This window comes from Streptomyces avermitilis MA-4680 = NBRC 14893, from assembly GCF_000009765.2.
GTDB lineage: Bacteria > Actinomycetota > Actinomycetes > Streptomycetales > Streptomycetaceae > Streptomyces > Streptomyces avermitilis.
On record NC_003155.5, the window covers coordinates 6774321 to 6798589 of the forward strand.

General features: G+C 71.6%; 19 protein-coding genes. 9 read left to right on the top strand and 10 right to left on the bottom strand.

Annotated features, from left to right (window positions below; all coding sequences use genetic code 11):
• Nucleotides 1-7 precede the first annotated feature (7 nt).
• The 6 genes from leuA (at nt 8) to SAVERM_RS28930 (ending at nt 8344) form a co-directional block, all read left to right on the top strand.
• Nucleotides 8-1729 carry a 2-isopropylmalate synthase gene (gene leuA / locus SAVERM_RS28905; RefSeq protein ID WP_037645454.1) on the top strand — a complete coding sequence of 574 codons (1722 nt, stop codon included), beginning with the start codon at nt 8-10 and terminating at the stop codon, nt 1727-1729.
• A 184-nt stretch (nt 1730-1913) separates the two neighbouring features.
• Nucleotides 1914-2639 (top strand): tellurite resistance TerB family protein, encoded by a 726-nt coding sequence (locus SAVERM_RS28910; RefSeq protein ID WP_010987004.1) that lies wholly within the window; start codon nt 1914-1916, stop codon nt 2637-2639.
• A 211-nt stretch (nt 2640-2850) separates the two neighbouring features.
• On the top strand, nt 2851-4929 hold the full coding sequence (locus SAVERM_RS28915) for an MMPL family transporter (RefSeq protein ID WP_010987005.1): 2079 nt from the start codon (nt 2851-2853) through the stop codon (nt 4927-4929).
• A 115-nt stretch (nt 4930-5044) separates the two neighbouring features.
• Complete coding sequence (locus tag SAVERM_RS28920) at nt 5045-6328, top strand: sensor histidine kinase (RefSeq protein ID WP_037645458.1); 1284 nt, start codon at nt 5045-5047, stop codon at nt 6326-6328.
• Complete coding sequence (locus SAVERM_RS28925; protein WP_037645460.1) at nt 6325-7023, top strand: response regulator transcription factor; 699 nt, start codon at nt 6325-6327, stop codon at nt 7021-7023. The genes SAVERM_RS28920 and SAVERM_RS28925 overlap by 4 nt, the downstream gene beginning before the upstream one ends.
• 109 nt (nt 7024-7132) lie before the next feature.
• On the top strand, nt 7133-8344 hold the full coding sequence (locus tag SAVERM_RS28930; RefSeq protein ID WP_010987008.1) for a sialidase family protein: 1212 nt from the start codon (nt 7133-7135) through the stop codon (nt 8342-8344).
• Nucleotides 8345-8374: 30 nt separating this feature from the next.
• Here SAVERM_RS28930 and SAVERM_RS28935 read toward each other — a convergent pair whose 3' ends face one another.
• Genes SAVERM_RS28935 through SAVERM_RS28955 form a run of 5 tightly spaced genes read right to left on the bottom strand, consistent with a single transcriptional unit; the run spans nt 8375 to nt 14939 of the window.
• Complete coding sequence (locus tag SAVERM_RS28935) at nt 8375-9310, bottom strand: dihydrodipicolinate synthase family protein (RefSeq protein ID WP_010987009.1); 936 nt, start codon at nt 9308-9310, stop codon at nt 8375-8377.
• Nucleotides 9307-10374, bottom strand: coding sequence for an oligopeptide/dipeptide ABC transporter ATP-binding protein (locus SAVERM_RS28940; protein WP_010987010.1), 1068 nt, complete (start codon nt 10372-10374; stop codon nt 9307-9309). The genes SAVERM_RS28935 and SAVERM_RS28940 overlap by 4 nt, the downstream gene beginning before the upstream one ends.
• Entirely contained in the window at nt 10371-12329 is a 1959-nt protein-coding gene (locus tag SAVERM_RS28945) for a dipeptide/oligopeptide/nickel ABC transporter permease/ATP-binding protein (RefSeq protein WP_010987011.1), read from the bottom strand. Before SAVERM_RS28945 ends, SAVERM_RS28940 begins: the two co-directional genes overlap by 4 nt.
• Nucleotides 12326-13288, bottom strand: coding sequence for an ABC transporter permease (locus SAVERM_RS28950; RefSeq protein ID WP_010987012.1), 963 nt, complete (start codon nt 13286-13288; stop codon nt 12326-12328). The genes SAVERM_RS28945 and SAVERM_RS28950 overlap by 4 nt, the downstream gene beginning before the upstream one ends.
• Before the next feature lie 19 nt (nt 13289-13307).
• Nucleotides 13308-14939 (bottom strand): ABC transporter substrate-binding protein, encoded by a 1632-nt coding sequence (locus SAVERM_RS28955; protein WP_010987013.1) that lies wholly within the window; start codon nt 14937-14939, stop codon nt 13308-13310.
• A gap of 222 nt (nt 14940-15161) precedes the next feature.
• Between SAVERM_RS28955 and SAVERM_RS28960 the strand changes: the two genes are divergently transcribed.
• Complete coding sequence (locus SAVERM_RS28960; protein ID WP_010987014.1) at nt 15162-15875, top strand: FadR/GntR family transcriptional regulator; 714 nt, start codon at nt 15162-15164, stop codon at nt 15873-15875.
• A 25-nt stretch (nt 15876-15900) separates the two neighbouring features.
• On the top strand, nt 15901-16335 hold the full coding sequence (locus SAVERM_RS28965; RefSeq protein ID WP_010987015.1) for a protein-tyrosine phosphatase family protein: 435 nt from the start codon (nt 15901-15903) through the stop codon (nt 16333-16335).
• Nucleotides 16336-16386: 51 nt separating this feature from the next.
• On the opposite strand, the gene SAVERM_RS28970 is transcribed toward SAVERM_RS28965, so the two are convergent.
• Genes SAVERM_RS28970 through SAVERM_RS28990 form a run of 5 tightly spaced genes read right to left on the bottom strand, consistent with a single transcriptional unit; the run spans nt 16387 to nt 22313 of the window.
• Nucleotides 16387-17826, bottom strand: a complete 1440-nt coding sequence (locus tag SAVERM_RS28970; RefSeq protein ID WP_010987016.1) for an MATE family efflux transporter — start codon at nt 17824-17826, stop codon at nt 16387-16389.
• A 5-nt stretch (nt 17827-17831) separates the two neighbouring features.
• Nucleotides 17832-18860 carry a cysteine synthase family protein gene (locus SAVERM_RS28975; protein ID WP_010987017.1) on the bottom strand — a complete coding sequence of 343 codons (1029 nt, stop codon included), beginning with the start codon at nt 18858-18860 and terminating at the stop codon, nt 17832-17834.
• A 42-nt stretch (nt 18861-18902) separates the two neighbouring features.
• Nucleotides 18903-20276, bottom strand: a complete 1374-nt coding sequence (locus SAVERM_RS28980) for a Y4yA family PLP-dependent enzyme (RefSeq protein WP_010987018.1) — start codon at nt 20274-20276, stop codon at nt 18903-18905.
• Entirely contained in the window at nt 20267-21292 is a 1026-nt protein-coding gene (locus SAVERM_RS28985) for an ornithine cyclodeaminase (RefSeq protein ID WP_107082960.1), read from the bottom strand. The genes SAVERM_RS28980 and SAVERM_RS28985 overlap by 10 nt, the downstream gene beginning before the upstream one ends.
• Nucleotides 21293-21320: 28 nt before the next feature.
• Nucleotides 21321-22313 carry a TauD/TfdA family dioxygenase gene (locus SAVERM_RS28990; RefSeq protein WP_010987020.1) on the bottom strand — a complete coding sequence of 331 codons (993 nt, stop codon included), beginning with the start codon at nt 22311-22313 and terminating at the stop codon, nt 21321-21323.
• Between the two features lie 370 nt (nt 22314-22683).
• Between SAVERM_RS28990 and SAVERM_RS28995 the strand changes: the two genes are divergently transcribed.
• Nucleotides 22684-24234 carry an ABC transporter substrate-binding protein gene (locus SAVERM_RS28995; protein ID WP_010987021.1) on the top strand — a complete coding sequence of 517 codons (1551 nt, stop codon included), beginning with the start codon at nt 22684-22686 and terminating at the stop codon, nt 24232-24234.
• Nucleotides 24235-24269 lie beyond the last annotated feature (35 nt).

A 24269-nucleotide genomic window follows, 5' to 3' on the forward strand; every position in this document is an offset into this window, starting at 1 on the left:
ACGCATCATGGCGAACCGCCAGCAGCCCACGTCCATGCCGATCCACAAGTACCGCCCGTACGAGCAGGTCGACATCGCCGACCGCACGTGGCCGGACAACCGGGTCACCGTCGCTCCGCGCTGGCTCTCCACCGACCTGCGCGACGGCAACCAGGCCCTGATCGACCCCATGTCGCCCGCCCGCAAGCGCGAGATGTTCGACCTGCTGGTGAAGATGGGCTACAAGGAGATCGAGGTCGGTTTCCCCGCCTCCGGGCAGACGGACTTCGACTTCGTGCGGTCGATCATCGAGGACGAGACCGCGATTCCCGACGACGTCACGATCTCCGTACTGACCCAGGCCCGCGAGGACCTGATCGAGCGGACCGTGGAGTCCCTGGTCGGCGCCAAGCGCGCCACCGTGCACCTGTACAACGCGACGGCCCCCGTCTTCCGGCGGGTCGTCTTCCGCGGCTCCAAGGACCAGATCAAGCAGATCGCCGTCGACGGCACCCGGCTGGTCGTGGAGTACGCGGAGAAGCTGCTGGACGAGCGCACCACGTTCGGCTACCAGTACAGCCCCGAGATCTTCACCGACACCGAGCTGGACTTCGCCCTGGAGGTCTGCGAGGCCGTCATGGACGTCTGGCAGCCCGGACCGGACCGCGAGATCATCCTCAACCTGCCTGCCACCGTCGAGCGCTCGACGCCGTCGACGCACGCGGACCGCTTCGAGTGGATGAGCCGCAACCTGTCCCGCCGCGAGTACGTCTGCCTGTCCGTACACCCGCACAACGACCGCGGTACGGCGGTGGCGGCGGCCGAGCTGGCCCTGATGGCCGGCGCCGACCGCATCGAGGGCTGTCTGTTCGGGCAGGGCGAGCGCACCGGCAACGTCGACCTGGTCACCCTGGGCATGAACCTGTTCTCGCAGGGTGTCGACCCGCAGATCGACTTCTCGAACATCGACGAGGTCCGCCGCACCGCCGAGTACTGCAACCAGATGGAGGTCCACGCCCGCCACCCGTACGTCGGCGACCTCGTCTACACCTCCTTCTCCGGCTCCCACCAGGACGCCATCAAGAAGGGCTTCGACGCGATGGAGGCCGACGCGGCCGCCAAGGGCGTCACGGTCGACGACATCGAATGGGCCGTCCCGTATCTGCCGATCGACCCCAAGGACGTCGGCCGCTCCTACGAGGCCGTCATCCGCGTCAACTCGCAGTCCGGCAAGGGCGGCATCGCGTACGTCCTGAAGAACGACCACAAGCTGGACCTGCCGCGCCGGATGCAGATCGAGTTCTCGAAGATCATCCAGACGAAAACGGACGCCGAGGGCGGCGAGGTCACGCCGAAGGACATCTGGGCGGTCTTCCAGGACGAGTACCTGCCGAACCCGCGGAACCCGTGGGGCCGTATCCAGGTCAAGACCGGCCAGACCACGACGGACAAGGACGGCGTGGACACGCTGACGGTCGAGGCCTCGGTCGACGGCGTCGACACCGTCCTGACCGGCAGCGGCAACGGTCCGATCTCCGCGTTCTTCGACGCGCTGCAGTCCGTCGGCATCGACGTACGTCTGCTCGACTACACCGAGCACACGATGAGCGAGGGCGCCTCCGCGCAGGCCGCCTCCTACATCGAATGCGCGATCGACGGGCAGGTCCTGTGGGGGATCGGCATCGACGCGAATACGACACGCGCGTCGCTGAAGGCCGTCGTCTCCGCGGTCAACCGCGCCGCCCGCTGACGTCTCTGACCGGCACTTTTCCGGCCCCGTCCGCCGTTTTACGGCGGGCGGGGCCGTGTCGTATCCCGGCCAATCACCGGCCCGGTCACGAACGGGTCTCGCCCGAGGTACTGACTCCGCATCAACAATGTGGCTAACATCACGCCAACGCGGCGATGTTGCCGCGGCGTTACGGAGGTGCGACGTGCTGCCAGGACGGGGACGAAACGGCCGGGTTGTCCTGAGAGGCCGCGTGCCACAGATCCTTGGCATCCGTACGTCGATCCTCGGCACGCGGACGTCCTGGACTCCCGTCGGTGACGGCGAGTTCTTCTGCCCGGGGTGCGGGGGTGACCGCAACTACCAGCGGCTCACCGGCCGCCGCCGCTTCACGCTCGTCGGCGTCCCCGTACTGCCGCGCGGTGAGACCGGGCCCGTCGTCGAATGCGCGGCCTGCCGCCACCACTACGGCAACGACGTCCTCGACCACCCCACCACCGTCCGCTTCTCCGCGATGCTGCGCGAGGCGGTCCACACGGTCGCGCTGGCCGTGCTGGCCGCGGGCGGCACCTGTGCCCGCGCGTCCCTGGAGACGGCCGCGTCCGCGGTGCGCTCCGCGGGCTTCGAGGACTGCACGGAAGACCAGCTCAGCGCGCTGGTCGAGGCCCTCGCCGCCGACACGGGCCGCGTCTTCGGCGGCCCCTGCGACCCAGGTCTGGCCATAGAGCTCCACGAGGCCCTGGACCCGCTCGCCCCGCACCTCGCCGCCACGGGCCGGGAGGCGATCCTGCTCCAGGGCGCCCGCATCGCCCTGGCGGACGGCCCCTACACACCGGCCGAGCGGGATGCGCTGGCCACGGTGGGCGCGGCGCTGACGATCTGCTCGGACGACGTGACACGGTTGCTGGCGGCGGCGCGCACGCCTTCCTGACCCGCGCCTCCGCCGCACCGCGGGTTCCCCGGTCCCGGGGCCCCCTCGCGCTGCGCCGAGCGCCTACGGCCGGAGTACTCCCCGGGGAGTAAGCCCGCCCGGGGGCCGCCCGCCGGAGTAGGCGACAACTCGCCCTCGCGCCGGAGGAATCCCCCCTCCCGCGACGGAAGTCTGGTGTGTGTCCAGACACCGTCCAGAGGGAGTTCAGTCCATGGGGGCCAGAAATACGAGTGTGACGCGTTCACGGCGGCGGGCCGTGCCCTGGCTGGTGCTCGGGCTGTGGGTGGCCGCGCTGGCCGCCGTCGGACCGTTCGCGGCGAAGCTCGCCGAGGTGCAGCACGACCGGGTCGTCGACTATCTGCCCGCGAGCGCCGACTCCACCCAAGTGGCCAGGATCCAGGACCAGTTGCCCGGCGGCGAGACCACCGAGCTGGTGCTCGTGTATCACCGTGAGGGCGGGCTGACCGCCGCCGACCGGACCGTGGCGGGGGAGCAGGTCACCGAGATCGCCGGGCGGCACCGGCTGACCGGGACACCCCGCGGGGTCCCGTCGACGGACGGTACGACCCTCATGTACCCGGTCGCCAGCAACGAGCCCGGTGCCGACGAGGACGAGCGGGACGCCCTCGTCGACGACATACGCCACATCGCCCACGGTGAAGGCGGGCTGAGCGTCGAAGTCGGAGGGACGGCCGCACTCGCCACCGACGCCGCCGGGGTCTACGCCTCACTCGGCGGGCCCCTGCTCTACACGACCGTCGCCGTCGTCGCCGTGCTGCTCGTTCTCATTTACCGGAGCCCGGTGCTGTGGCTCGTACCGCTCGCCGTGGCCGGTGTCGGCGACTATCTGGCCATGGGCGTCGCGTACGGGCTCCACCAGGCCTTCGGGACGACGATCTCGGGGCAGAGCCAGGGCATCATGACCATCCTCGTCTTCGGCGCGGGGACGGACTACGCGCTGCTGCTCGTCTCCCGCTACCGGGAGGAGCTGCGGCGCTTCGAGCGGCCCTACGAGGCCATGCGCGCCGCCCTGCGCGGCTGCGGGCCCGCCGTGCTCGCCTCCTCCGGAACCGTCGCCGCCGGGCTGCTGTGCCTGCTCGCCGCCGACCTCAACTCCAACCGGGACATGGGGCCGCTGGGGACGGTCGGCGTGCTGTGCGCGCTCGTCGCGATGCTGACGCTGCTGCCCGCCGTGCTCGTGCTGCTCGGACGTCGGGTGTTCTGGCCGCTCGTGCCCGCGTACGGGAGTGAGCCGAAGGCGCGGCGGTCACTGTTCGCCGCGATGGGCTCCTCCGCCGGGCGGCGGCCCCTGGCGGTGCTCGCCGGCGGTGCCGTGCTGCTCGGCGCGCTCGCCCTGGGCGCGCTGAACCTGCCCGGTCCGATCAAGCAGCAGGACACCTTCGTCGACAAACCCGAGTCGATCGCGGCGATGGAGACCCTCGCCGAGGCCTACCCCGAGCGGTCGACCCAGCCGATCGCCGTGATCACACCGGCCGGACGCGCGGACGGGACGCTCGCGCGGATCCGTACCGTGCGGGGTGTCGACAGCGTGCGGGAGGGGCGCACGGGGGACGGCTGGACCGAGATCTCCGTCATCGCGAAGGACGTGCCCCAGTCGGCGGGTGAGACCGCGACCATCGAGCGGCTGCGGCACGCGCTGACGGGCTCGTACGTCGGCGGGCCCAGCGCCCAGCGGATCGACCTGTTGGACACCAACGCCCGGGACCGGGGGGTCGTCGTACCGATCGTGCTCGCCTCCGTGCTGCTGATCCTGGTCGCGCTGCTGCGCGGCCTCGTAGCGCCGCTGCTGCTGGTCGGCGCCGTGGTCGCGGTGTGGGGTGCGGCGCTCGGCATCGGCGGGCTGGTCTTCGGGCCGCTGTTCGGCTTCGAGGGCACGGATCCGGGGCTCGGGCTGCTGTCCTTCGTGTTCCTGGTGGCGCTGGGCGTCGACTACGGGATCTTCCTCATGCACCGGATGCGGGAGGAGTCCACGGCGGGCGCGGAACCCGCGGCGGCCGCGCTCACCGCCCTGCGGACCACCGGGGGTGTCATCGCCTCGGCCGGTCTCGTCCTCGCCGCCACCTTCGCCGTGCTGACGAACATGGGGCTGGTGCAGCTCGTCGAGCTGGGCTTCGTGATCGCGGTCGGGGTGCTGCTCGACACGTTCCTCGTCCGTACGTATCTGGTGACCAGCGCGAGCGTGGCGCTGGGCCGGAAGGTGTGGTGGCCGGGCGGGCTCTCCAAAGAACCCGATCCACCGCGGCCCGAGCGTCAGCCGGAACCCGTATGAACCCTCATGAACACGCATGACACCGCATGAACTCCTGTGAATCTCCATGGATTTCTATGAGCCACCGGGCGCCCCTCCCTGCCGGAGGGGCGCCCCCCTGGCGGAGGATGGACCCGTGCAGGCAACCACCACAGCGGCGCGGCCCCGCCGGGGCGAGCGGATCATGGCGGCGGTCAACCGCGACCCCCGGACCGCCCCGCACGCCCTCCGCAACGACGCGCTGCTGGCCGTGGCGGTCGCCGTCCTCGGCACGGCGCTCGCCCTGTTCACCGACGAGGGCCGCCGGCCCGACACGCTCGGCTGGGTGCTGCTGCTCGCCGCCCAGGTGCCGCTGGTGTGGCGGCGGCGCCACCCGATGCTCGTCCTGGCCGTGGTGGTGGCGCTGGTCGTGCCCTATCACGCCCTCGACAACAACCACGCCGCGCCGACCCCGGCCTCGTACGTCGCGCTCTACACGGTCGCCGTCACCGGCCGCCCGCTGCGCACGCTCCTGACCGGCATGACCGTCCTCGCCATCTCCGTGAGCGTGATGCTCACCGTCAACACCCACCAGGCCGTCGAACTGCTGCGGATCTCCGGCTGGATCGTCGCCATGCTCTTCTTCGGCGTCGACGTCCGCTTCTACCGTCAGTACGTCGCCTCGATCGTCGAACGCGCCGAACGCGCCGAACGCACCCGCGAGGAGGAGGCCCGCCGCCGCGTCGCCGAGGAACGGCTCCGCATCGCGCGCGACCTGCACGACCTGCTCGCGCACAGCATCACCCTGATCGGCGTCCAGACCTCCGTGGCCGCGCACGTCCTCGCCGCCGACCCCGAGCGCCTCGACCGGGCGGCGGTCGCTAAGGCGCTGGACGACATCGCGGAGACGTGCCGTTCGGCGCGGGGCGAGTTGCGTACGACGCTGGAGGTGCTGCGGGAGCACACGGCGGACGACTCCTGGCAGGCCCCGTACGGCGCGCACGGACCGCTGCCCGGCCTCGACGGCCTGCCCGACCTCGCCGGGGCCGCCCGGGCCGCCGGCGCCGAGGTCGAGCTGTCCGTACGGGCCGACGGTGTCCCGCCCGCCGTGGGCGCCGCCGCCTACCGGATCGTGCAGGAGGCGCTCACCAACGCGGTGCGGCACGGGGGCCGCGCGGACCTCACGGTGCGGGTGGGCGTGGCCGACCGGGACGGCGCCCTGCGGGTGAGCGTCACCGACGACGGCGCGGGCACCGGCGGGGGCACACCCGGCTTCGGGCTGGTCGGGATGCGGGAGCGGGCGCGGAGCGTGGGCGGCACACTGGACGCCGGGCCGGGTCCGGAGGAGGGGTTCGAGGTGCTCGCCGTACTACCGCTGACCAGGGGCGATGTCCCATCGGCCCGCACAGCGGGGCCATTGCGCCCGGAAGGAGTCCGATGACCCCGCCGACCGTGCCGCCCACGCCCGTCCGGGTACTCCTCGCCGACGACCAGACCCTCGTCCGCGCCGCCTTCGCGATGCTCGTCGAGTCGGCCACCGACATGGAGGTCGTCGGGCAGGCGGGCACGGGACGGGAGGCCGTGCGGCTGGCCAGGTCCGAGCGGGCCGACGTCGTCGTCATGGACCTGCGCATGCCCGACCTGGACGGCATCGACGCGACCCGGCTGATCGCCGCCGACGACGACCTCGCCGGGGTCAGGGTCCTCGTCCTCACCACGTACGACACCGACGAGTACATCGTGGAGGCGCTGCGCGCCGGCGCCTCCGGCTTCCTCGTGAAGGACACGAAACCGGCCGAACTCCTCGACGCCATCCGTACGGTGGCCGCCGGCGAGGCCCTGCTCTCCCCGGGCCCCACCGCCCGCCTGATCGCCCGCCTGCTGCGCACCCCCGTCCCGCCCCCGGCGGCGGCCGTCGGCCCCGAGTGCCTCTCCGGCCGGGAGCGCGAAGTGCTCACGCTGGTCGCGCGCGGGCTCAACAACACGGAGATCGCCGAGTCGTTGGGACTCAGCCCGCTCACCGCGAAGACCCATGTCAGCCGCATCATGGGCAAGCTGGGCGCCCGGGACCGGGCCCAGCTGGTGATCGTGGCGTACGAGTCGGGGCTGGTCACACCCGGTACCGCCCAGGGCTGACGTCACTTCAGAACATCAGTGCCGTACGGCTCTTGTCGTGTCACGCGGGACGCCTTACGTTGCCCGGGACATCCTACGTCCCATGTCCGCCGCGCCCCCGGGGAGAGCCATGTCCGTCAGGAGCCGTACGACCCTGCTCGCCGCCGCGGTGGGGCTGGTGACCGCCCTCGCGGTCACCGGCACGGCGGGCCCGGCCGCGGCCGCCCCGCCGCCCTCCCGCGGCTGCACGTCCTCCGTGCCGTACACCGCGGGCCAGTACGGCTACGACACCTACCGCATCCCGGCGACGCTCAGGACGAGGGCCGGCACGCTCCTCGCCTTCGCGGAGGGACGGCGAGGCGGCGCGGGCGACACCGGCAACATCGACGTGGTCCTCAGACGCTCCTTCGACGGTGGCTGCGCCTGGGGCCCGCTGACGGTCGTCGCGGCGGGCCGGGGCGACACCCGGGGCAACCCCGCGCCGGTGGTGGATTCGAGGACCGGCCGGATCGTCCTGGTCACGTCCTACAACGGCGGTGCCGTGACCGAGGCGCAGATCATGCGCGGGGAGGTGACCCCCGAGCAGAGCCGCCGCGTCTTCGTCCAGACGAGCCGCGACGACGGCCGGCACTTCTCCGCGCCCCGTGACATCACGGCGCAGGTCAAGCCGGCGAACTGGCGGTGGTACGCGACCGGCCCGGGCCACGCGGTGGCCCTCACGCGGGGCCCGCACGCCGGCCGCCTCGTCGTCCCCGCCAACCACTCCGCCGCGCCGCCCGAGGGTTCGGCCGACACCGGGCGGGAGGCCAGGTACTACGGCGCGCACGCGATCTACAGCGACGACGGCGGGCTCACCTGGCGGCTCGGCTTCGTCGACGACTCCTACGACGGCGTCGACAACGCCAACGAGAACGCCGCCGCCGAACTGCCCGACGGACGGCTCTACTTCAGCGCCCGCGACCAGAACGGCACGAGCGCCGGCAACCGGCTGGACACGTACTCCGGCGACGGCGCGCAGACCCTGGACCGCCCGTACGCCGTCCAGCCCACCCTGAACGACGTCCCGGTCGTCCAGGGCAGCGTGCTGCAACTGACGGGGAACGGGGCGCCCCTGCTCTTCTCCGGGCCCTCCGTGCCGACCGCCCGCCGGTCGATGGCGATCCGGCGGAGCGAGGACGGGGGCGGGACGTTCGTGACGGTGAAGACCCTGTCGGCACTGCCGGCGGCGTACTCGGACCTGGTGCAGGTGAGCGCCACGAAGGTCGGGATCCTGTACGAGACCGGGGTGGCCGGGCCCTACGACTCGATCGAGTTCCGGCGGGTGCCGGTGGGGGAGCTGTGAGGGGCCCACCTGCCGGACGGGCTGGGGGACTCACAGCAATCCCGCCGCCGCCAGATGCTTCCCCACCCGCTCCACCTCTTCCTCCGAGAGCGGCACCTGCGGCTCCGCCGTCGCCGCGCACGCGATCACTCCCCGCAGGAACAGCGCCGCCTTGAACGCTCCGAGTGCCGACGAACTCCCGCCCATCCGCGCCGGATCCCCGGCCCCGACCATCCCGTACAGCGCGCACAGCCGCTCCTGCTCGGCCCGCGCCCGCTCCCCGTCGCCCGCGCGGCACAGACGGTCCAGGCGGACGTACCCCTCGGGGTCGACGTTCGCCAGCCCGGGCACCGCCCCGGCCGCGCCCAGGGCCAGCGCCGAGTCCACGAACAGCTCCGACCCCGTCAGAACGCTGAAGCCGGTGATGTCGGGACGCGCGCGGGCGCCGGTGACGACGGCGCGGAAGCCGCCCAGGTCGCCGCTGGAGTCCTTCAGGCCGGCCAGGACGCCCTCGGCCGCCAGCTCGAGGACCAGCTCGGGGTCCAGTTTCGTGTGCACGGCGACCGGGAGGTCGTACGCGAAGACCGGTACCGAGGAGCGGGCCGCGATCAGACGGTAGTGGCGGGCGATCTCCGCCGGGTGCGTCCGCGTGTAGAAGGGCGCCGTCACGACGATCGCGTCCGCGCCGGCCGCCGTCACGTACTCCACGTGGTCCAGCACCCGGGGCGTCGTCATGTCGATCGCCCCCGCCAGGACGGGGACGCTCCCGCCGACATGCGCGGTCACCGTCTCCACCACCAGCCTGCGGTGGCGGTCGGTCAGGTACGCCGCCTCCGAGGACGAGCCCAGCACGAACAGGCCGTCCACACCCCCGTTCACCAGGTGGTCCACGAGCCTGATGAGCGAGGGGACGTCCACCTCGCGATCCGGTGTCAGGGGGGTGCAGACGGGCGGTACGACACCGGTCAACGGGGTGGGCAGGGTCATGAAGGCTCCCGGGGGACGTGCTGGACGGGTACGTCGGCCATGGCGGTGGCCGGGGAGGCGGACGCGGCCTGGCCCACGAGGTCGTGGGTCGACTCGCCCTCCTGCACAGGATGGTGGCAGCGGAACCGGTGCTCCGGACCCGACACGGCCGTGAAGTCCGGCATCTCGCCGGCGCACCGGGCGTCGGCCTTCCAGCACCGGGTACGGAACGGGCAGCCGCTCGGCGGGCGCGTCGCCGACGGGACCGGACCCACCAGCGGGATCGGGTCGATCGGGTCCAGCAGGCCGGGCGTCGCGGAGAAGAGGGCGCGGGTGTACGGGTGCCGGGAGCCGTCCGTGACCTCGTCCGCCGGCGCCTCCTCGACGATCCGGCCCAGATACATCGTGATCACCCGGTCGCTCATCCGGCGTACCGTCTGGATGTCGTGCGAGACGAAGACCAGGGCCAGCCCGAGCCGTTCCTTCAGGTCCAGCAGGAGATTGAGGATCTGCGCGCGTACGGACACGTCCAGCGCGCTCGTCGGCTCGTCCGCGACCACCAGATCCGGGTCGAGCGCCAGGGCCCGGGCGATGGCGACACGCTGCCGCTGGCCGCCGGAGAGCTGGCCGGGCAGCCCGTCGGCCAGGGCGCGCGGCAGACCCACCAGCGCCATCAACTCCCGTACCCGGTCCTCCCGTTCGGCGGGCGTGCCGCGCCGGTGGACGTCCAGGGGATCGCGCAGGATCCGGCGGACCGTCAGACGGCGGTTCAAAGCCGTCGAAGGGTCCTGGAAGATCATGCCGGTGCCGCCGCCGACCACCGTCCTGCGCTCGGCCGGCTTCATCGACCACAGGTCGCGGCCCCCGAAGGACACCGTCCCGGACGTCGGCCGTTGCACCCCCACCAGCACCTTCGCCAGCGTCGACTTGCCGCATCCGGACTCGCCCACCACGCCCACCGTCTCGCCGCGGGCGACGGCGAGGTCGGCGCCGGTCAGCGCGTGGACCCGGTCCCGGGTGAACAGGCCGCCGCTGCGCGCCTTGTGAACGACATGGACGCCGGACAGCGAGACCAGCCCGGTCACGTCACCGCCTCGCTCTCCGTGGTCACCAGGTCGACGGCCGGATGGTGGCAGGCCGCCGTGTGCGTACGCGTCCCGGCCAGACCGGGTGCCGTCGTCCGGCACACCTCGCTCGCCAGCGGGCAGCGGTCGGCGAAGCGGCAGCCCGCCGGGAAGTCCGCGGGGGCGGGGACGACGCCCTCGATCTGTGTCATCCGCCGGGCCGCCGACTCCAGGGACAGCACGCTGCCGAGCAGCCCGCGCGTGTAGTGGTGGGCCGGTGCCTCCACCAGGTCCGCGGTCACCCCCGTCTCCACGATCTGACCGCCGTACATCACGACCACCCGGTCCGTGACGTCCGCGACGAGGGCCAGGTCGTGCGAGACGAGGATCAGTGCGAAGCCCAGCTCCGCCCGCAGCCGCAGCAGCAGCTCCATGACCTGCGCCTGCACCGTCACGTCCAGGGCGGTCGTCGGCTCGTCCGCGACGATCAGCCTGGGGCTGCGGGACAGCGCCATGGCGATCAGCACGCGCTGGCGCTGGCCGCCGGACAGCTCGTGCGGATAGCTGCGCAGGGTGCGCTCGGGGTCGAGGCCGACCAGCTCCAGCAGGGCCGCCGGGGACCGCTTCCCGCCCCTGCGCACGACCTGCTTCAGCTGCGCCCGGACGGTCATCGCGGGGTTCAGGGACGACAGCGCGTCCTGGTAGATCATCGCCATCTCGTGGCCGAGGAGCCTGCGGCGCACCCGCATCGGCTCGCCCACCAGTTGCCGCTGACGGAAACGGACCTGGCCGCGGACCCGTGCCCCCTTCGGTTCCAGGCCCATCACCGTCAGCGCCGTCAGCGACTTGCCGCAGCCCGACTCGCCCACCAGGCCCAGGACTTCGCCGGGGCGCACCTCGAAGCTGATGCCGTCGACGATGTCCACGCCGCCGTGGCGGGCGTCGAAGCCGATGGCGAGGTTCTCCACGGCGAGGACCGGCCGGCCCTCGGGCAGGGGCCGGGCGCGGGAGCGCAGCCGCAGGGCCGCCTCCGTCAGGCCGGGCAGCCGCAGCACCTCCCCGCTGCCGGGCCGAGGCGTCTCCAACCGGTCGTCACGCCCCTGCACGTCCCGGGCGGCCGGGGCGGCCCAGGCGTCGGAGACACCCTCGGAGAGGATGTTCAGCGACAGGACGGTGACCAGCATCAGCAGACCGGGGAAGACGGTCGCCCACCAGCCACCGGTCAGCACCATGTTCTTGCCGTCCGCGATGACACTGCCCCACGACGGGTCCGGGGGCCGTACGCCCGCGCCGATGAAGGACAGCGACGCCTCGAACACGATGGCCTCGGCGACCTGGACCGTGCAGAACACCAGCACGGGCGCCGCGCAGTTGACGGCGACGTGCCGCAGCACGATGTGCGGGGTGCGCGCGCCGATGACCTGTTCCGCGGTCACGTAGTCCTCGCCGTACTGGTCGAGGACGTTGGCCCGTACGACCCTGGCGACCGGCGGGGTGAACAGGAACGCGATCGCGCAGATCAGGACCGTGACGCCGCCGCCGAACACCGCGACCAGGACCGCCGCGAGCGCGATGCCGGGGAACGCCATCACGACGTCCAGGCACCGCATCAGCGTCTCGTCGACCGCCTTGCGCGAGGTCGCCGCGACCGCGCCGAGGAGTGCTCCCACGAGGAGGGCGAGCGCGGTGGCGCCGAGGCCGATGGCGAGGGACCAGCGGGCGCCGTACATCAGCCGGCTGAGGATGTCCCGGCCGAGGCTGTCCTGCCCCATCCAGTGCCCGGCGGACGGGTGCCCGCTGCCGTCGGCCGGCGGCTGCTGGTCGAGCGGGTCGTGCGGGGCGAGCAGCGGGGCGAACAGGGCCGCCAGGACCACGACGGTGAGGAGCCCGAGGGCGATGCGCGAGAGCGGGGGCAGTCGGCGCAGCCGGACGCCGGGCCGGGACAGGGCGTGGGCGAGGCGCGTACGAGTGATCATCGGGCCGCATCCCTCAGTCGCGGATTGACCAGCAGATACAGGATGTCGATGACGAGGTTCACCACGACGAAGCCGGTGGCCGTCGTCAGCACGACCCCCTGGACGACCGCGGGATCGCCGTTCTGCACGGCGTCGATCATCAGTTTCCCCATGCCCGGCAGGGAGAAGATCGTCTCGATGACGACCGCGCCGCCGAGCAGATAGCCGACGCGCAGGCCGAGCACGGTGAGCGGATTGATGAGGGCGTTGCGCAGGACGTTGCGGCCCACCACGACCCTCGGCGGCAGCCCGCTCCCGATCGCCGTCCGTACGTAGTCCTTGTCGAGCTCCTCGACGACGGCCGTGCGCACGATGCGGGTGAGCTGTGCCGCGACCGGCAGGGACAGCGCGAACGCGGGCAGCGTCATCGTCCTGAGCCAGCCGCTCGGCGAGTCGGCGGGGTTGATGTAGCCGCCGGTCGGGAACCAGCCCCGGTCGACCGCCAGGTACTGGATCATCAGCAGCGCCAGCCAGAAGCCGGGGGCGGCGACGCCGGTGAGCGAGACCACCCGGACCAGCTGGTCGGGCAGCCGGTCGCGGTAGATGGCGGCGGTCACTCCGCCGGTCAGGGCGAGCACCACCGCGATGCCGAGGCCCAGGAAGGTGAGCTGGAGCGTGAGCGGCAGCGCGGTGGTGACCTGCTCGACCACCGGCGCCCGGGTCAGCGCGCTGATGCCCAGGTCGCCGTGCAGCAGGTCGCCCACGAAGTGGACGTAGCGCACCGGCAGCGGGTCGAGCAGGCCGTTCTGCTGCCGGAAGTCGTGCAGTTGCCGCGGTGTGGGGTTCGCGCCCTGGAAGAACGCGGACGCCGGGTCGACGTCCGAGAACCGCATCACCAGGAACACGAAGAGCACGATGCCGAGCATCAGCGGGACGAGCAGGACGACACGGCGGGCCAGGATTCTGGCGATGGCGATCACTGCGGCGACTCCCCTGTACTTACGCCCACTTGGCCTGGAGGAGATTGACGCCGGGGTAGGGCTGGGCCCTGATCCCGCTGAGCTTCTCCGGGTCCCAGGCGGTCATCAGCTCGTTGTGGACGACCGGGTAGAGCACGGCCTGTTCGGCGACGACGTCGATGTAGTCCTGGATCATCAACTTCTTCTTCTCGGCGTCCGGCTGCCGGGTGGCCAGGTCCATGTCCCTGAAGAGCTGCTTGGCGACGGAGTCGCCGGCCCAGCGGGCGTACTGCATCCACAGGTTCTGGGGGCCGTAGTTGTAGTGCATGATCAGGTCGGCGTCGAGGCCGAACTGGTTGGGGTTCGAGGCGGCGGCGACGACCTGGTAGTCCTGCTTCTGGTCCATCTTCGTGAAGACGGCCGTGGTCTCCTGCGGGGAGAGCGTGGTCCGCACGCCGATCGCGTCCCAGGACGCCTTGATGGTCGGCAGACAGTCCACGATCCAGCTGACGTTCACCGAGAGGATCTCGATCTCCAGTCCCTTGACGCCGGCCGCCTTCAGAAGCTCCTTGGCCTTCTCGGGGTCGTAGTCGTAGACGGTCTTCGCCTTGCGGTAAGCCGGGTTGCCCTCGTTGAGGAACGAACTCGAGGGCTTGCCATGGCCTTTGAGGGCGACCTCGACCATCTTGCCGGTGTCGATGGCGTAGTGGAGGGCCTGGCGCACGCGCACGTCGTCGAACGGCTTGTGTTTGGTGTTGAACATCAGGAACAGGTTGTTCATCCCTGCCCCGCCCTCGACGGTCATCCCGTCCTTCTTCAGCTGCTGGATGTTGGCGTACGGGATGTTGTCGGCGAGCTGCGCGCCGGCGCTCGCGCCGGAGACCTTCGCGACGCGCGGGGCGGCGTCGACGATGGTCAGCCAGTTCATCTTCTTGAAGGCCGGCTTGCGCGGGCCGTTGTAGCCGGCGAACGCCTCGAACGTGGTGTTGGACTTCGGGTGGTGCGCGGTCTGCCGGTACGGCCCCGAGCCCACCGCCTTGCCCTTGATCGCGTCCTCCCAGGCGCCCGGCCGGGAGAAGACGTGCCGGGGCATGATCTTGGCGAGCGTGAGCCGCGAAACCCCTTCGGGGAAGGGGAACTTGAGCACCAGCTCGACGTTCTGTGCGTCGATCTTCCGGACGTCCTTCAGCCAGCTCGCGAAGAACCCCTTGACGAGGGTCTGGGTCTTCGGGTCGAGGATCCGGCCGAAGACGAACACCACGTCGTCGGCGGTGACCGGCTTCCCGTCGTGGAACGTGGCCCCGGAGCGCAGCGTGAACTTCCATGACGTGCCGCCGAGATCCTTCGGCACCTGGGTGGCGAGCGCCGCGTAGGGCTCGCGGGAGATCGGATCGGTGTCGAGCAGGCCCTCGTAGATGTGGTTGTTGGCGGCCATGCTGAAGGCGGACGCGGTCTGTGTCGGATCCCAGCTGCCGTCGTTCCCATAGCCGATGACGGCGGTCAACGTCCGGTTCCCGCCGCTGCCCCCGCCGCCGGTGTCGTTGGTGGACTCCGGGCCCGAGGAGCAGGCGGCCAGCGACGAGGAGAGCGCGGCGGCCGCGCCCAGCGCGCCGGAGTACTTCAGGAACGAACGGCGGTGCAGCGCCGGTACGTCGTGGGTCGCGTCGCGCACGGTTCCTCCAGCGGGAGAGTCTGGAAAGGGTGAGGAGATACGACGTCCTACGTCCTGGGTCAGCGTGACCATAGGAGGGGCCGTGAGGGCGGTCAAGGGCTCGCACACGAATGGCGTATCTGCCACAGGTGCGACCAATGACGGTGCGGACGGACGGGAGTTGACGCCGGATCCACGGAGTCCGGACCAGAGGTGGGACGTGGGACGTCCGGCGCGCGTACGATGCGGCGCATGTCCGAGGAGACCGGGAACAGTCGGATACGGCGCGAGGTCGTGCAGCTGATCCTCGACCGCAGGCTCCGGGCCGGCGCGCCGCTGCCCACCGAGACGGAGCTGATGGAGGATCTCGGTGTCAGCCGCAACTCCGTGCGCGAGGCGCTGAAGGCGTTGCAGGCCCTGGACATCGTGGAGATCAGACACGGCTACGGCACCTACGTCGGACGTGCCTCGCTGACCCCGCTGGTCGACGGCCTCACCTTCCGTACGCTCTCGCGGCCCGACGACGACACGGACGCGCTGGCGGAGATCCTCCAGGTCCGGGAGGTCCTGGAGGAGGGTCTGATCCGCCGGGTCACGGCGACCCTCTCCGAGGCGGAGCTGGACCGGCTGGAGTCGGTGGTGGCGCGGATGGAGACGGCCGGCCGGGCGGGCCGTTCGTTCGCCGAACTGGACCGGGAGTTCCACGAGTTGCTGTACGCGTCCCTCGGCAACGCCTTTGTGCCGCAGCTCCTCGGCGCCTTCTGGACGGTGTTCCGCCGGGTCGCGGGCGCCCGTGACTGGACGGACGACCCGGCCCCGGCGGTGACGGCCCGCCGCCACCGCGACATCCTCACGGCCCTGCGGGCCCGGGACGTCGAGGGCGCGCAACGGGCGATGGCGGACCACTTCAGGGGCATCGAGGCGCGGGCGGCGGAGGAGTCGCGGGGGGTGGGGTGAGCGGGGGAGTGCCTAGGCTGGGCCGATGACCGACACCTGGAGTCCCACGGACGTGGGTGTGCTGCGGCTGCCGTCAGGGCGCCTGGTCCGCGGCCGAGGCCTGCGCCGCCCTCTTCCGGAGGGGCAGGAACCGACGTACGCCGTGTATCTGCTCGGCAAGCGGCCGCCCGAAGTCCCCTGGGAGGCGCACTGGTTGCGCTGGCCGGACTTCCGCCTGCCCAGCAGCCGTACACAGGCCCGGGAGGTGCTGACCGACGCCTGGCGGCGGGCCGCCGCCGAGCGCGTGGAGATCGCCTGCGGCGGGGGCCGGGGGCGGACCGGTACGGCCCTCGCGTGCCTGGCGGTACTCGACGGCGTACCCCCTCAGGAGGCCGTGGCGTACGTCCGCGCCCACTACGACCGGCATGCGGTGGAGACGCCCTGGCAGCGGAGGTACGTACGACAGGCGGGCTGCTGGTAGCGGTCCCGGCCCACCCCGCGCTCACCACGGGTGCGGTCACCCCGTATGCGGTCAGGTCGCCGTGAGGGGAGTGTGCCGGGCGGATCGGGTGGTGAGGGACTGCGCGTAGCGGCGCAGGAGGAGGACGGCGGTGGTGGCGAGGCCGGTGAGGAGGCCGAGCCAGATGCCCAGGGTGTCGAGTTCCAGGGCGTAGGCGAGGAGCCATGCGGCGGGGAGTCCGACGGCCCAGTAGCCGATGAGGGTGATGCGGAAGCCGCTCCTGGTGTCGTCGAGGCCGCGCAGGAGTCCGACGCCGATGTTCTGGGCGCAGTCGAAGAACTGGAGGAAGGCGGTGACGACGAGCAGGTGGGTGGCGATCGTCAGGGCCTGCCCGGAGCCGGATTCCAGGAACGGGGCCAGGACCAGCTCGGGGAGGGTGAGGTAGACGACGCCGACGACGGTCATGACGGCCGCGGCGCAGGCGAGCGCCGTGTTCTTGATGCGGCCGGCGTCTTCGTAACGGCCTACGGCGAGTTCACGGCTGACGTTGATGGACGCGGCGTGCGAGAGGCCCACGGCGACCTGGAAGACGATGTAGACGAGCTGGTTGACAGCGGTGTGCGCGGCCAGAGCGGCCGGTCCGAAGGATCCGGCCATGAGCGCGGTGAGGGAGAAGAACCCGGCCTCCGACCCGTAGGTCGCGGCGATCGGCAGCCCCAGACGCAGCAGCCGCCTGAGGACGGCCGGGTCGGCCTTCATGACGTCCAGGGCGAGCAGCGGGGCGAGCGCGCCGTCCTTCCTCGCCGAGACGTAGAGGGCGATGCAGGTGAGGACGTACACGCTGGAGGTGGCGACACCGACGCCGGTCAGCCCCATGCGGGGCAGGCCCCAGGTGCCGTGGATGAGGACCCAGTTGAGGCCGGCGTTGACGGCGACGGAGGCGACGGTGATCCGGAGCAGGGCCTGGGGGCGCCGCATTCCGACCGTGAACTGGCGGATCGCCTGGAACCAGAGACAGGGCAGCAGGCCGGGAGCGAGCGCGAACAGCATCGTCTGGGCCCGGTCGGCGACCGCGGCGTCCTGGCCTAGCCAGGGGAGGGCCTGCCCGATGAGGATCATGAGGACGGCACCGGCGAGGCCGGCGAGGGTGGCCAGCGCCAGGCTGGCGCGCACGATGCCCCGCATCTCCTCGTGTGCCTCTTCCTGCGCGTGGCCCCGGCCGTCGTCGTCACGGCCGGCCGTCCGCTCGGCCTCGGCCTGCTCGGCCTGTTCTGCCCGGGCCCCGGCGGCGGCGATCTGGTTGCCGACCGAGGTGACCAGGCCGACGCCCATGGTGCGCAGCTGGTTGAAGATGACGAGGGCCAGCCCGCCCGCCGCCAGCTCCCGGGTGCCGAGCAGACCCATCATCACCGTGTCCGTGGTCGTCAGGGCGACCTGCGCGAGCTGGGTGAGGATCAGCGGGACGGCGAGGGCGGCGAGCGCGCGGCTGTCGCGGAGGAGGGTGGTGAGCATGAGGGTCATCGGTTCCCGCGGAGCTTGGTGAGGAGTTCGTCGACTTCCCGTTCCGCCGCGGGATCGAGGAGGTCGCGGGCCCGCATCCAGTCGTCGTTGAAGACGGTGTCCATGTACTTCTCCCCGCCGTCATTGATCAGGGCGACCATAGTCGTGCCGGGCGGAAGTCCGGGCAGGCGGGTCAGGGCTTCGTGGACGACGCCGCCGGCGGAGCCCCCGATGAGCAGGCCGGTGCGGGCCACGGCCCGGCAGGTGGCGAACGCCTCGACGTCACCGACCTTGGCCCCTTCGTCGATGAGGCCGAAGTCGACCAGAGCACCGATCGGGGCGCCCTCGGGCGTGCCGGTGCCCGACTGGTAGTAGTCGTGCGCCGGGCCGCCGAACGCGATCGACCCCTTCGGTTCGACGCCGATGGTGGTGAAGCCGGGTATGAGGGTGCGCAGTTCACGGGCCGTGCCGCACAGGCCGCCGCCGGTGCCGACGGCCCCGACGAGGACGTCGAGGCGGCCGTCGAGTGCCTCGTGGAGTTCGTGGGCGACGGGGAAGTAGCCGACGCCGTTGCTGGGGTTGTTGTGCTGCTCGGTGAAGATGGTGTTGTCCTGGCCGCGCGCCATCTCCTCGGCGAGTTCCTCACGGGCGGCGGTGGCGAGTTCGTCGGTTCCGTCGTCCACGACGTGGACCAGTTCGGCGCCCAGGGCCTTCATGGCCCGCAGCTTGTCGACGGCGGCGTGGTTGTCGACGACGGCGGTGAAGGTGTAGCCGCGTTCGGCGGCGATGACGGCCAGGCCCAGGCCGGTGTTGCCGGAGGTGGACTCGATGATCCGGCCTCCCGCGCGCAGTTCGCCGCGCTCCTCGGCATCGGTGATCATCTGGCGGGCCATGCGGATCTTCGCGGTGCCGGTGGGGTTGAACATCTCCAGCTTCAGCAGCAGGCGGCTGCCGGTCTCCGTGGCCGCGAGTTCCAGCAGCGGGGTGTAGCCGATGAGGTCGGACACGCGGGAGACCACGGACGGGCGCCGCAGGGATCCGGGCATCGAAATTCTCCTGGGGAATCGGTGGGGGACGTCGGCTCGGGATCAGGGGGCGTGACGGTCGAGGCGCCAGCGCGGGCGGGCCCGGTCGGTGTGGTCGATGACCACCTTGGGCGGCAGCGCCAGGTCGTGGAAGGGGGACTCGTTGGAGTCCATCTGGTAGCCGGCGGTGTTCGGGTAGACCAGCAGGTCCCCGGTGCGCGGTCTGCGGGGGAAGGGGACCTTGCGCCACGTGAGCATGTCCGATTCCAGGCAGGTCGCGGCGCCCACGGCGGCCGGCCACACCGCGTCCGGTGTGTCGGGGTGGGCTGACAGCAGGTGCGGGTCGGGCAGGTACTCGCTGTTGAACCACTGCTCGGACAGGCTCAGGCTGGTGCCGTTCACCGTCAGGAGCTGGTATCCGTCCCGGTCCTTGACCCCCTGGACACGGAAGACGGTGCCGCCGGCCCGGTCGAGCAGAGCGCGTCCGGGCTCCAGCAGAAGCGTGATGCCGGCGTCGTTCAGCAGCGCCGCGAGGCTTGGACGGTGCCCTTCGGGGCGCGTGGCCAGGATCCGGCGCAGGGCGTCCGCCCCGGCGACCGGTGAGTGGTAGGGGTAGAAGCCGTCGGGGTCGAACGTCCTGTCCGCGTGGTAGTGGCCGCCGTTCTGTCGCGTCAGGAAGGTGTTCCAGTCGGCGGCGGAGCTGTAGCTGACCGGCAGGCCGCCGCCGATGCTGATGCGGTCGGCCTCCAGTCCGAGGACGCGGGCCTTGAGGCACAGTTCGACGAGGTGCCCGGCCAGGTCGGCGCGGAGCTTCACGTCGTATCCGGACAGGTGGAAGCTGAAGCCCTCCATACGGACCGCTTCGCCCGCCGTGACACAGCGCTCCAGGGCGAGGGCCACTTCGGCCTCGCCCAGGCCGAAACGGCTGTGGGGCTGAGCGGGCGGCAGGCAGCGCAGCAGCAGCCGGGCCGGGCGCGTGCGGTCCCCGGACACGGTGGTGATGAGCGTGTCGAGTTCGTCGAGCGCGTCCACGGCGATCAGGGCACCGTGCCGGACGGCCAGTCCCAGCAGTGCCAAGTCCTTGGCCGGACCGGTGACCACGAGGTGCTCCCCGCGCACACCGTGCCCCAGGGCCTGGCGCAGTTCGGCGGCGGAAGCGACGTCGACTCCCGCCCCGCCGGCGGCGGATCGTTCCGCCCACACGGCTGCCTTGTTGGCCTTCTTCGCGAAGTACACGAAACCGTCGACGCCGGTCTCGTCGAGGACGCTGTGCAGGGCGCGCAGGTTGGCGTCGAAGGCGTCGGGCAGCAGGAAGTGGAACGGGCCGCCGAGCGCGTAGGCGAGTTCCTCCAGCAGCCCGCTGCCCAGCACGGCGTCGGCGGCCGGGTCGGGCAGGGCGGGAAGGGTGGGAAGGGCGGGGGGCCCGGTCACCGCCACAGTGCCACCTCGGTGCCCAGGCCCTGTTCGAGGGCGAGCTGTGCGAAGCGGTGCCCCAGCGCGATATCGGTGACGACGAGTCCGCTGTTGTAGGCGAAGATCCGCTCCGTCGCGGTGCGGCGGCCCGCGGTGTCGCCGGTGATCACGGGCGGGAACTCGGCGTCGACCGCGCGGAGTTCGCCGTCGGCGTCGGCCATGTCGATGCCGGTGACCTTCATCTGGGCCTCGCTGGTGGCGATCACCCGGTCGGCCCGGTGCAGGGCCGACGGGGCGAGACCGTGGCCCACGAGGATGGACAGGGAGCCCGGCTTGAGCCGGTCCGCCCCGACCGCGGCCGGGGTGTGGCCGCCGGCCGTGGCCACGATGATGTCGGCCTCCGAGGCCGCGGCCCCCGCGTCGGTGACGATCTCCACGTCCCGGTCCGGGAAGTGCGCCCGAAGCCGCTCGCGCACCGCGGTGACGCCCTCGGGGTGGGTGCCGAAGAGCATCAGCCGGTCCAGCCCGGGCAGCGTCGTCAGCAGGAAGGGCAGCGCCAGACGGCCCTGGGTGCCCGTACCGATGACCAGGGCGCTGCGCGCACCGGGGGCGGCGCATTCGCGGGCCAGCAGCGCGGAGACCGCCGGGGTGCGCAGCGATCCGATCCGGGAGCAGTCCATCATCGCCACGGGCAGCCCGGTGACATCGTCGTAGAGGGTCAGCGTGGTGTAGTAGTGCTGCTCCTCGCGCCCCTTGTCCAGGCCGTGCTTGTAGGAGGTCTTGACGGCGACGACGTCGCGGGAGCCGTCCCGGCCGAGCATCGCGTACGCGACCGAATGCCCGTCCCGCGGCTTGACGGTGAGCTTGCGGGGGTTGTCGGACTCACCGGCGTGCAGGGTGCGGTAGGCGTCCTCCACGGTGGACACCACGTCGGCCAGGGAGATGTCGATCCCGGCCAGATCGCCGGTCGAGAGGATCCGCAGGTGCCGGTCGGCGCGGGGTATCGGTTCGGCGGCGGCGGTGGTCGAGGCGTCAGGCATGGTCATTCCTCCAGGAACGGGGCGGGGTTCAGCGCGCGTGGGCTTCGATCGCGCTCTGGCCGTAGCCGTGCTCGTGGGCTTCTGTCAGGGGGCGGGTGCGGCGCCCGGGAACGCGGACGGAGGCGCGCTTGAGCCACCGGTCGGTGCCGTCGTAGCGGGCCTGGAAGGGAACACGGCCGTGGACGACCAGGTCGTTGTCGACGACCAGGACCTCACCGGGAGCGAGGCTGACCGCGACGGAGACACGGGCCAGTTCTTCCCCGAGCCGCCCGTACGCGCTCCGGTAGGCGTCGTCCGCCTGGTCGAGGGGGGTGTAGGCGGGGTCGAAGCGCAGCGTGATCCCGTCCTCGCTCGCGAACAGGGCGGGCACGGGCGGCGGCTCCTCGGCGTAGCCCTGGGCCTCGGCGTAGGCGTCGTCCGGCAGGATGGGGAGCACCGGGCGGGTCAGGGTGCGCACGTCCCGCTCCGACAGCCGCGTCTTGCGGACGCTCGCCGCGGTGGTGGCGATGTCGTCGTGGTTGCGCATGCAGCCGAGCATCAGCAGGTGGGCGCGGCCGGGGTGGAAGGCGTCCTCGGTGTGGGGGCTGAGCAGCACGGTGCTGCTGGCGCCGGTCTGCTCGGTCTCGTGGCCGGGCGAGGGCACGATGTTGTGGACGAAGCGGCCGTCCTGCTGCCCCTCCCAGGCGATCGGGTTGCCCATCACGGTGGCCAGCAGCAGGAGCGTGATGTCGTGGGCCGCTCCGCTGTCTCCGGCCGTGGCCCAGCTGTCCGGCGTCGGACCGGCCGCGGCGTCGTCGATGTCGAGGCCGCGCAGGACGAACAGTCCGTCGTCGGTGTCGACGGGGCGGCAGTGGTGACGCAGGCCGTCGCCGAACGCGTTCGCGGTCGTCGCGATCCGCTTCAGCAGCGCGGGGGTCGTCGCCGAGGTGCCGAATTCGGCGTGTATGTGCTCTGTGGCTTGGCGGAGTTCACTCACGGAGTCGGGGTCGAGCTGACGGGCAGGTGCGGCTGCCGTGCTCATGGCGAAGTGGTCCGTTTCGTGTGGGGGCAGGGGTGTCGGGCGCCGTACGTCCTGAAGGTGCGGCGACGGTCAACCAGTAGGAGGGCAGCAGGAGTTCGGCCCACGCGGCGGGCGGCTCAGCTCTCGGGGGGGCGTTCGAACGCTAACACCGAACTTAGGTTAGGCATACCTAATTCACAGGCCATATGATGTGGCCGGAAGCCGGCGGGGGGATGCGGCGGGGCGCCCCTGTGAATGCACGCGCCCGGCGTGCGCCCCGTATGCCCAGCGCGCACCCTGCATGCCGAGATCCCCTTGCGGGAACGATTGTCATTAGGGTAGGCAAACCTAAGCACCACTGGGGTGCTCGGGACGGGGATCGGGGACGTACGTGAACATCAACAGGCGTCAAGTGCTGCTGGCCGGCGGGGCGATGGGCGCGTCGGCGCTGCTGGCCGCCTGCTCCGGGGGCGGGGACGACACGTCGGCCGCCTCCTCCGACAAGGGCGGCAAGCCCCGCAAGGGCGGCACGCTCCGCATCGGGGCGCTCGGCCGCGCCGGCGCCATCACCCGTGACCCGCACGGCACTCAGGGCAACGAGAGCGACTACCTGATCCTCGCCCTCGTCTACGACACCCTCACCGTCCCGGGCGCCGACCCCAACACCAAGCCTCGGCTGGCCGCTTCGTGGGAGCCGTCGAAGGACCTGAAGACCTGGCGCTTCAAGCTGGCCGAGGACGCCGCCTTCCACGACGGCAGCCCGGTCACCGCCGACGACGTCGTGTGGTCGCTGCGGCGGCTGCGCAACACCCCCTCCGGGGCCGCCCGCCTGCCCGGCATCAAGGCCGAGAACATCACCGCCGACGGGAAGGACACGGTGGTGCTGGTCTCCGACTACGCGAACGCCGAACTCCCGCCCCTGACCCGGCTGACGACGTTCGTACTGAAGAAGGGCACATCGGACAAGGAGTTGGCGAAGGCGCCGGGCACCGGGCCGTTCAAGCTCGACCGGTACCGCGCCGGCAACGCGCGCCTGGTGCGCAACGACCAGTGGTACGGCGGCACCGTGTACCTCGACGCGATCGAGGTGACGATGTTCGAGACGCCGCAGGCGATGGCCAACGCGCTGCTCGCCGGGCAGATCGACGTCGCCTCCAACGCGGGTGCGGTCGCCGCGCGCACGGCAAAGTCCCGCAAGGACGTCCAGGTGGTGCGCCGCCCCGACGACATGTCGATGCCCCTCGTCATGCGCACCGCGGACGGCCCGTTCGCCGATGCCCGGGTGCGGGAGGCGATGCGTCTGGTGGTGGACCGCGAGGCCATGGTCAAGCAGGTCCTGTCCGGATACGGAACCGTCGCCAACGACATCATGGGAACCGGCGACCCCGGCTACGCCAAGGACGTCCCGCAGCGGGAGCGTGACCTGGCCGAGGCCGAGCGGCTGCTCTCCGAGGCGAAGTTCGACCTGTCCAAGACCTACGAGCTGGTCACCACCGAGGACATCTCGGGGCTCGCCGAGTCCGCCACCCTGTTCGCCTCCCAGGCCCGCGAGGCCGGAATCAAGATCAAGGTCGTCAAGCAGGAGTCCGGCGCGTTCTACGAGAAGACCTGGCTCAAGGGCGACCTCTACACGACGTACTGGGGCACCAACGACTCGGTGGTGTTCTTCGCGTCCAAGACCCTGGTCAGCGAGGCCGGGCAGAACGAAGCCGGCTTCGCGGACAAGAAGTTCGACGCGACCTACCGCAAGGTGATCGCCACCGCGGACCCGAAGGCCCGCGCCGAGGTACTCAAGGAGCTCCAGCGGATCGAGTACGACCGGTCCGGCTATCTGCTGTGGGGCATGGCCGACGGCATCGACCTGGCCGCCTCCAAGGTCCGTGGTCTGCCCGAGCTCGCCGGCTACGGCCGCGTCCAGCTCGAGAACGTGTGGCTGGGTTGAGCCGGTTGTCCAAGGATGGCGTGACGGCCGCCCCG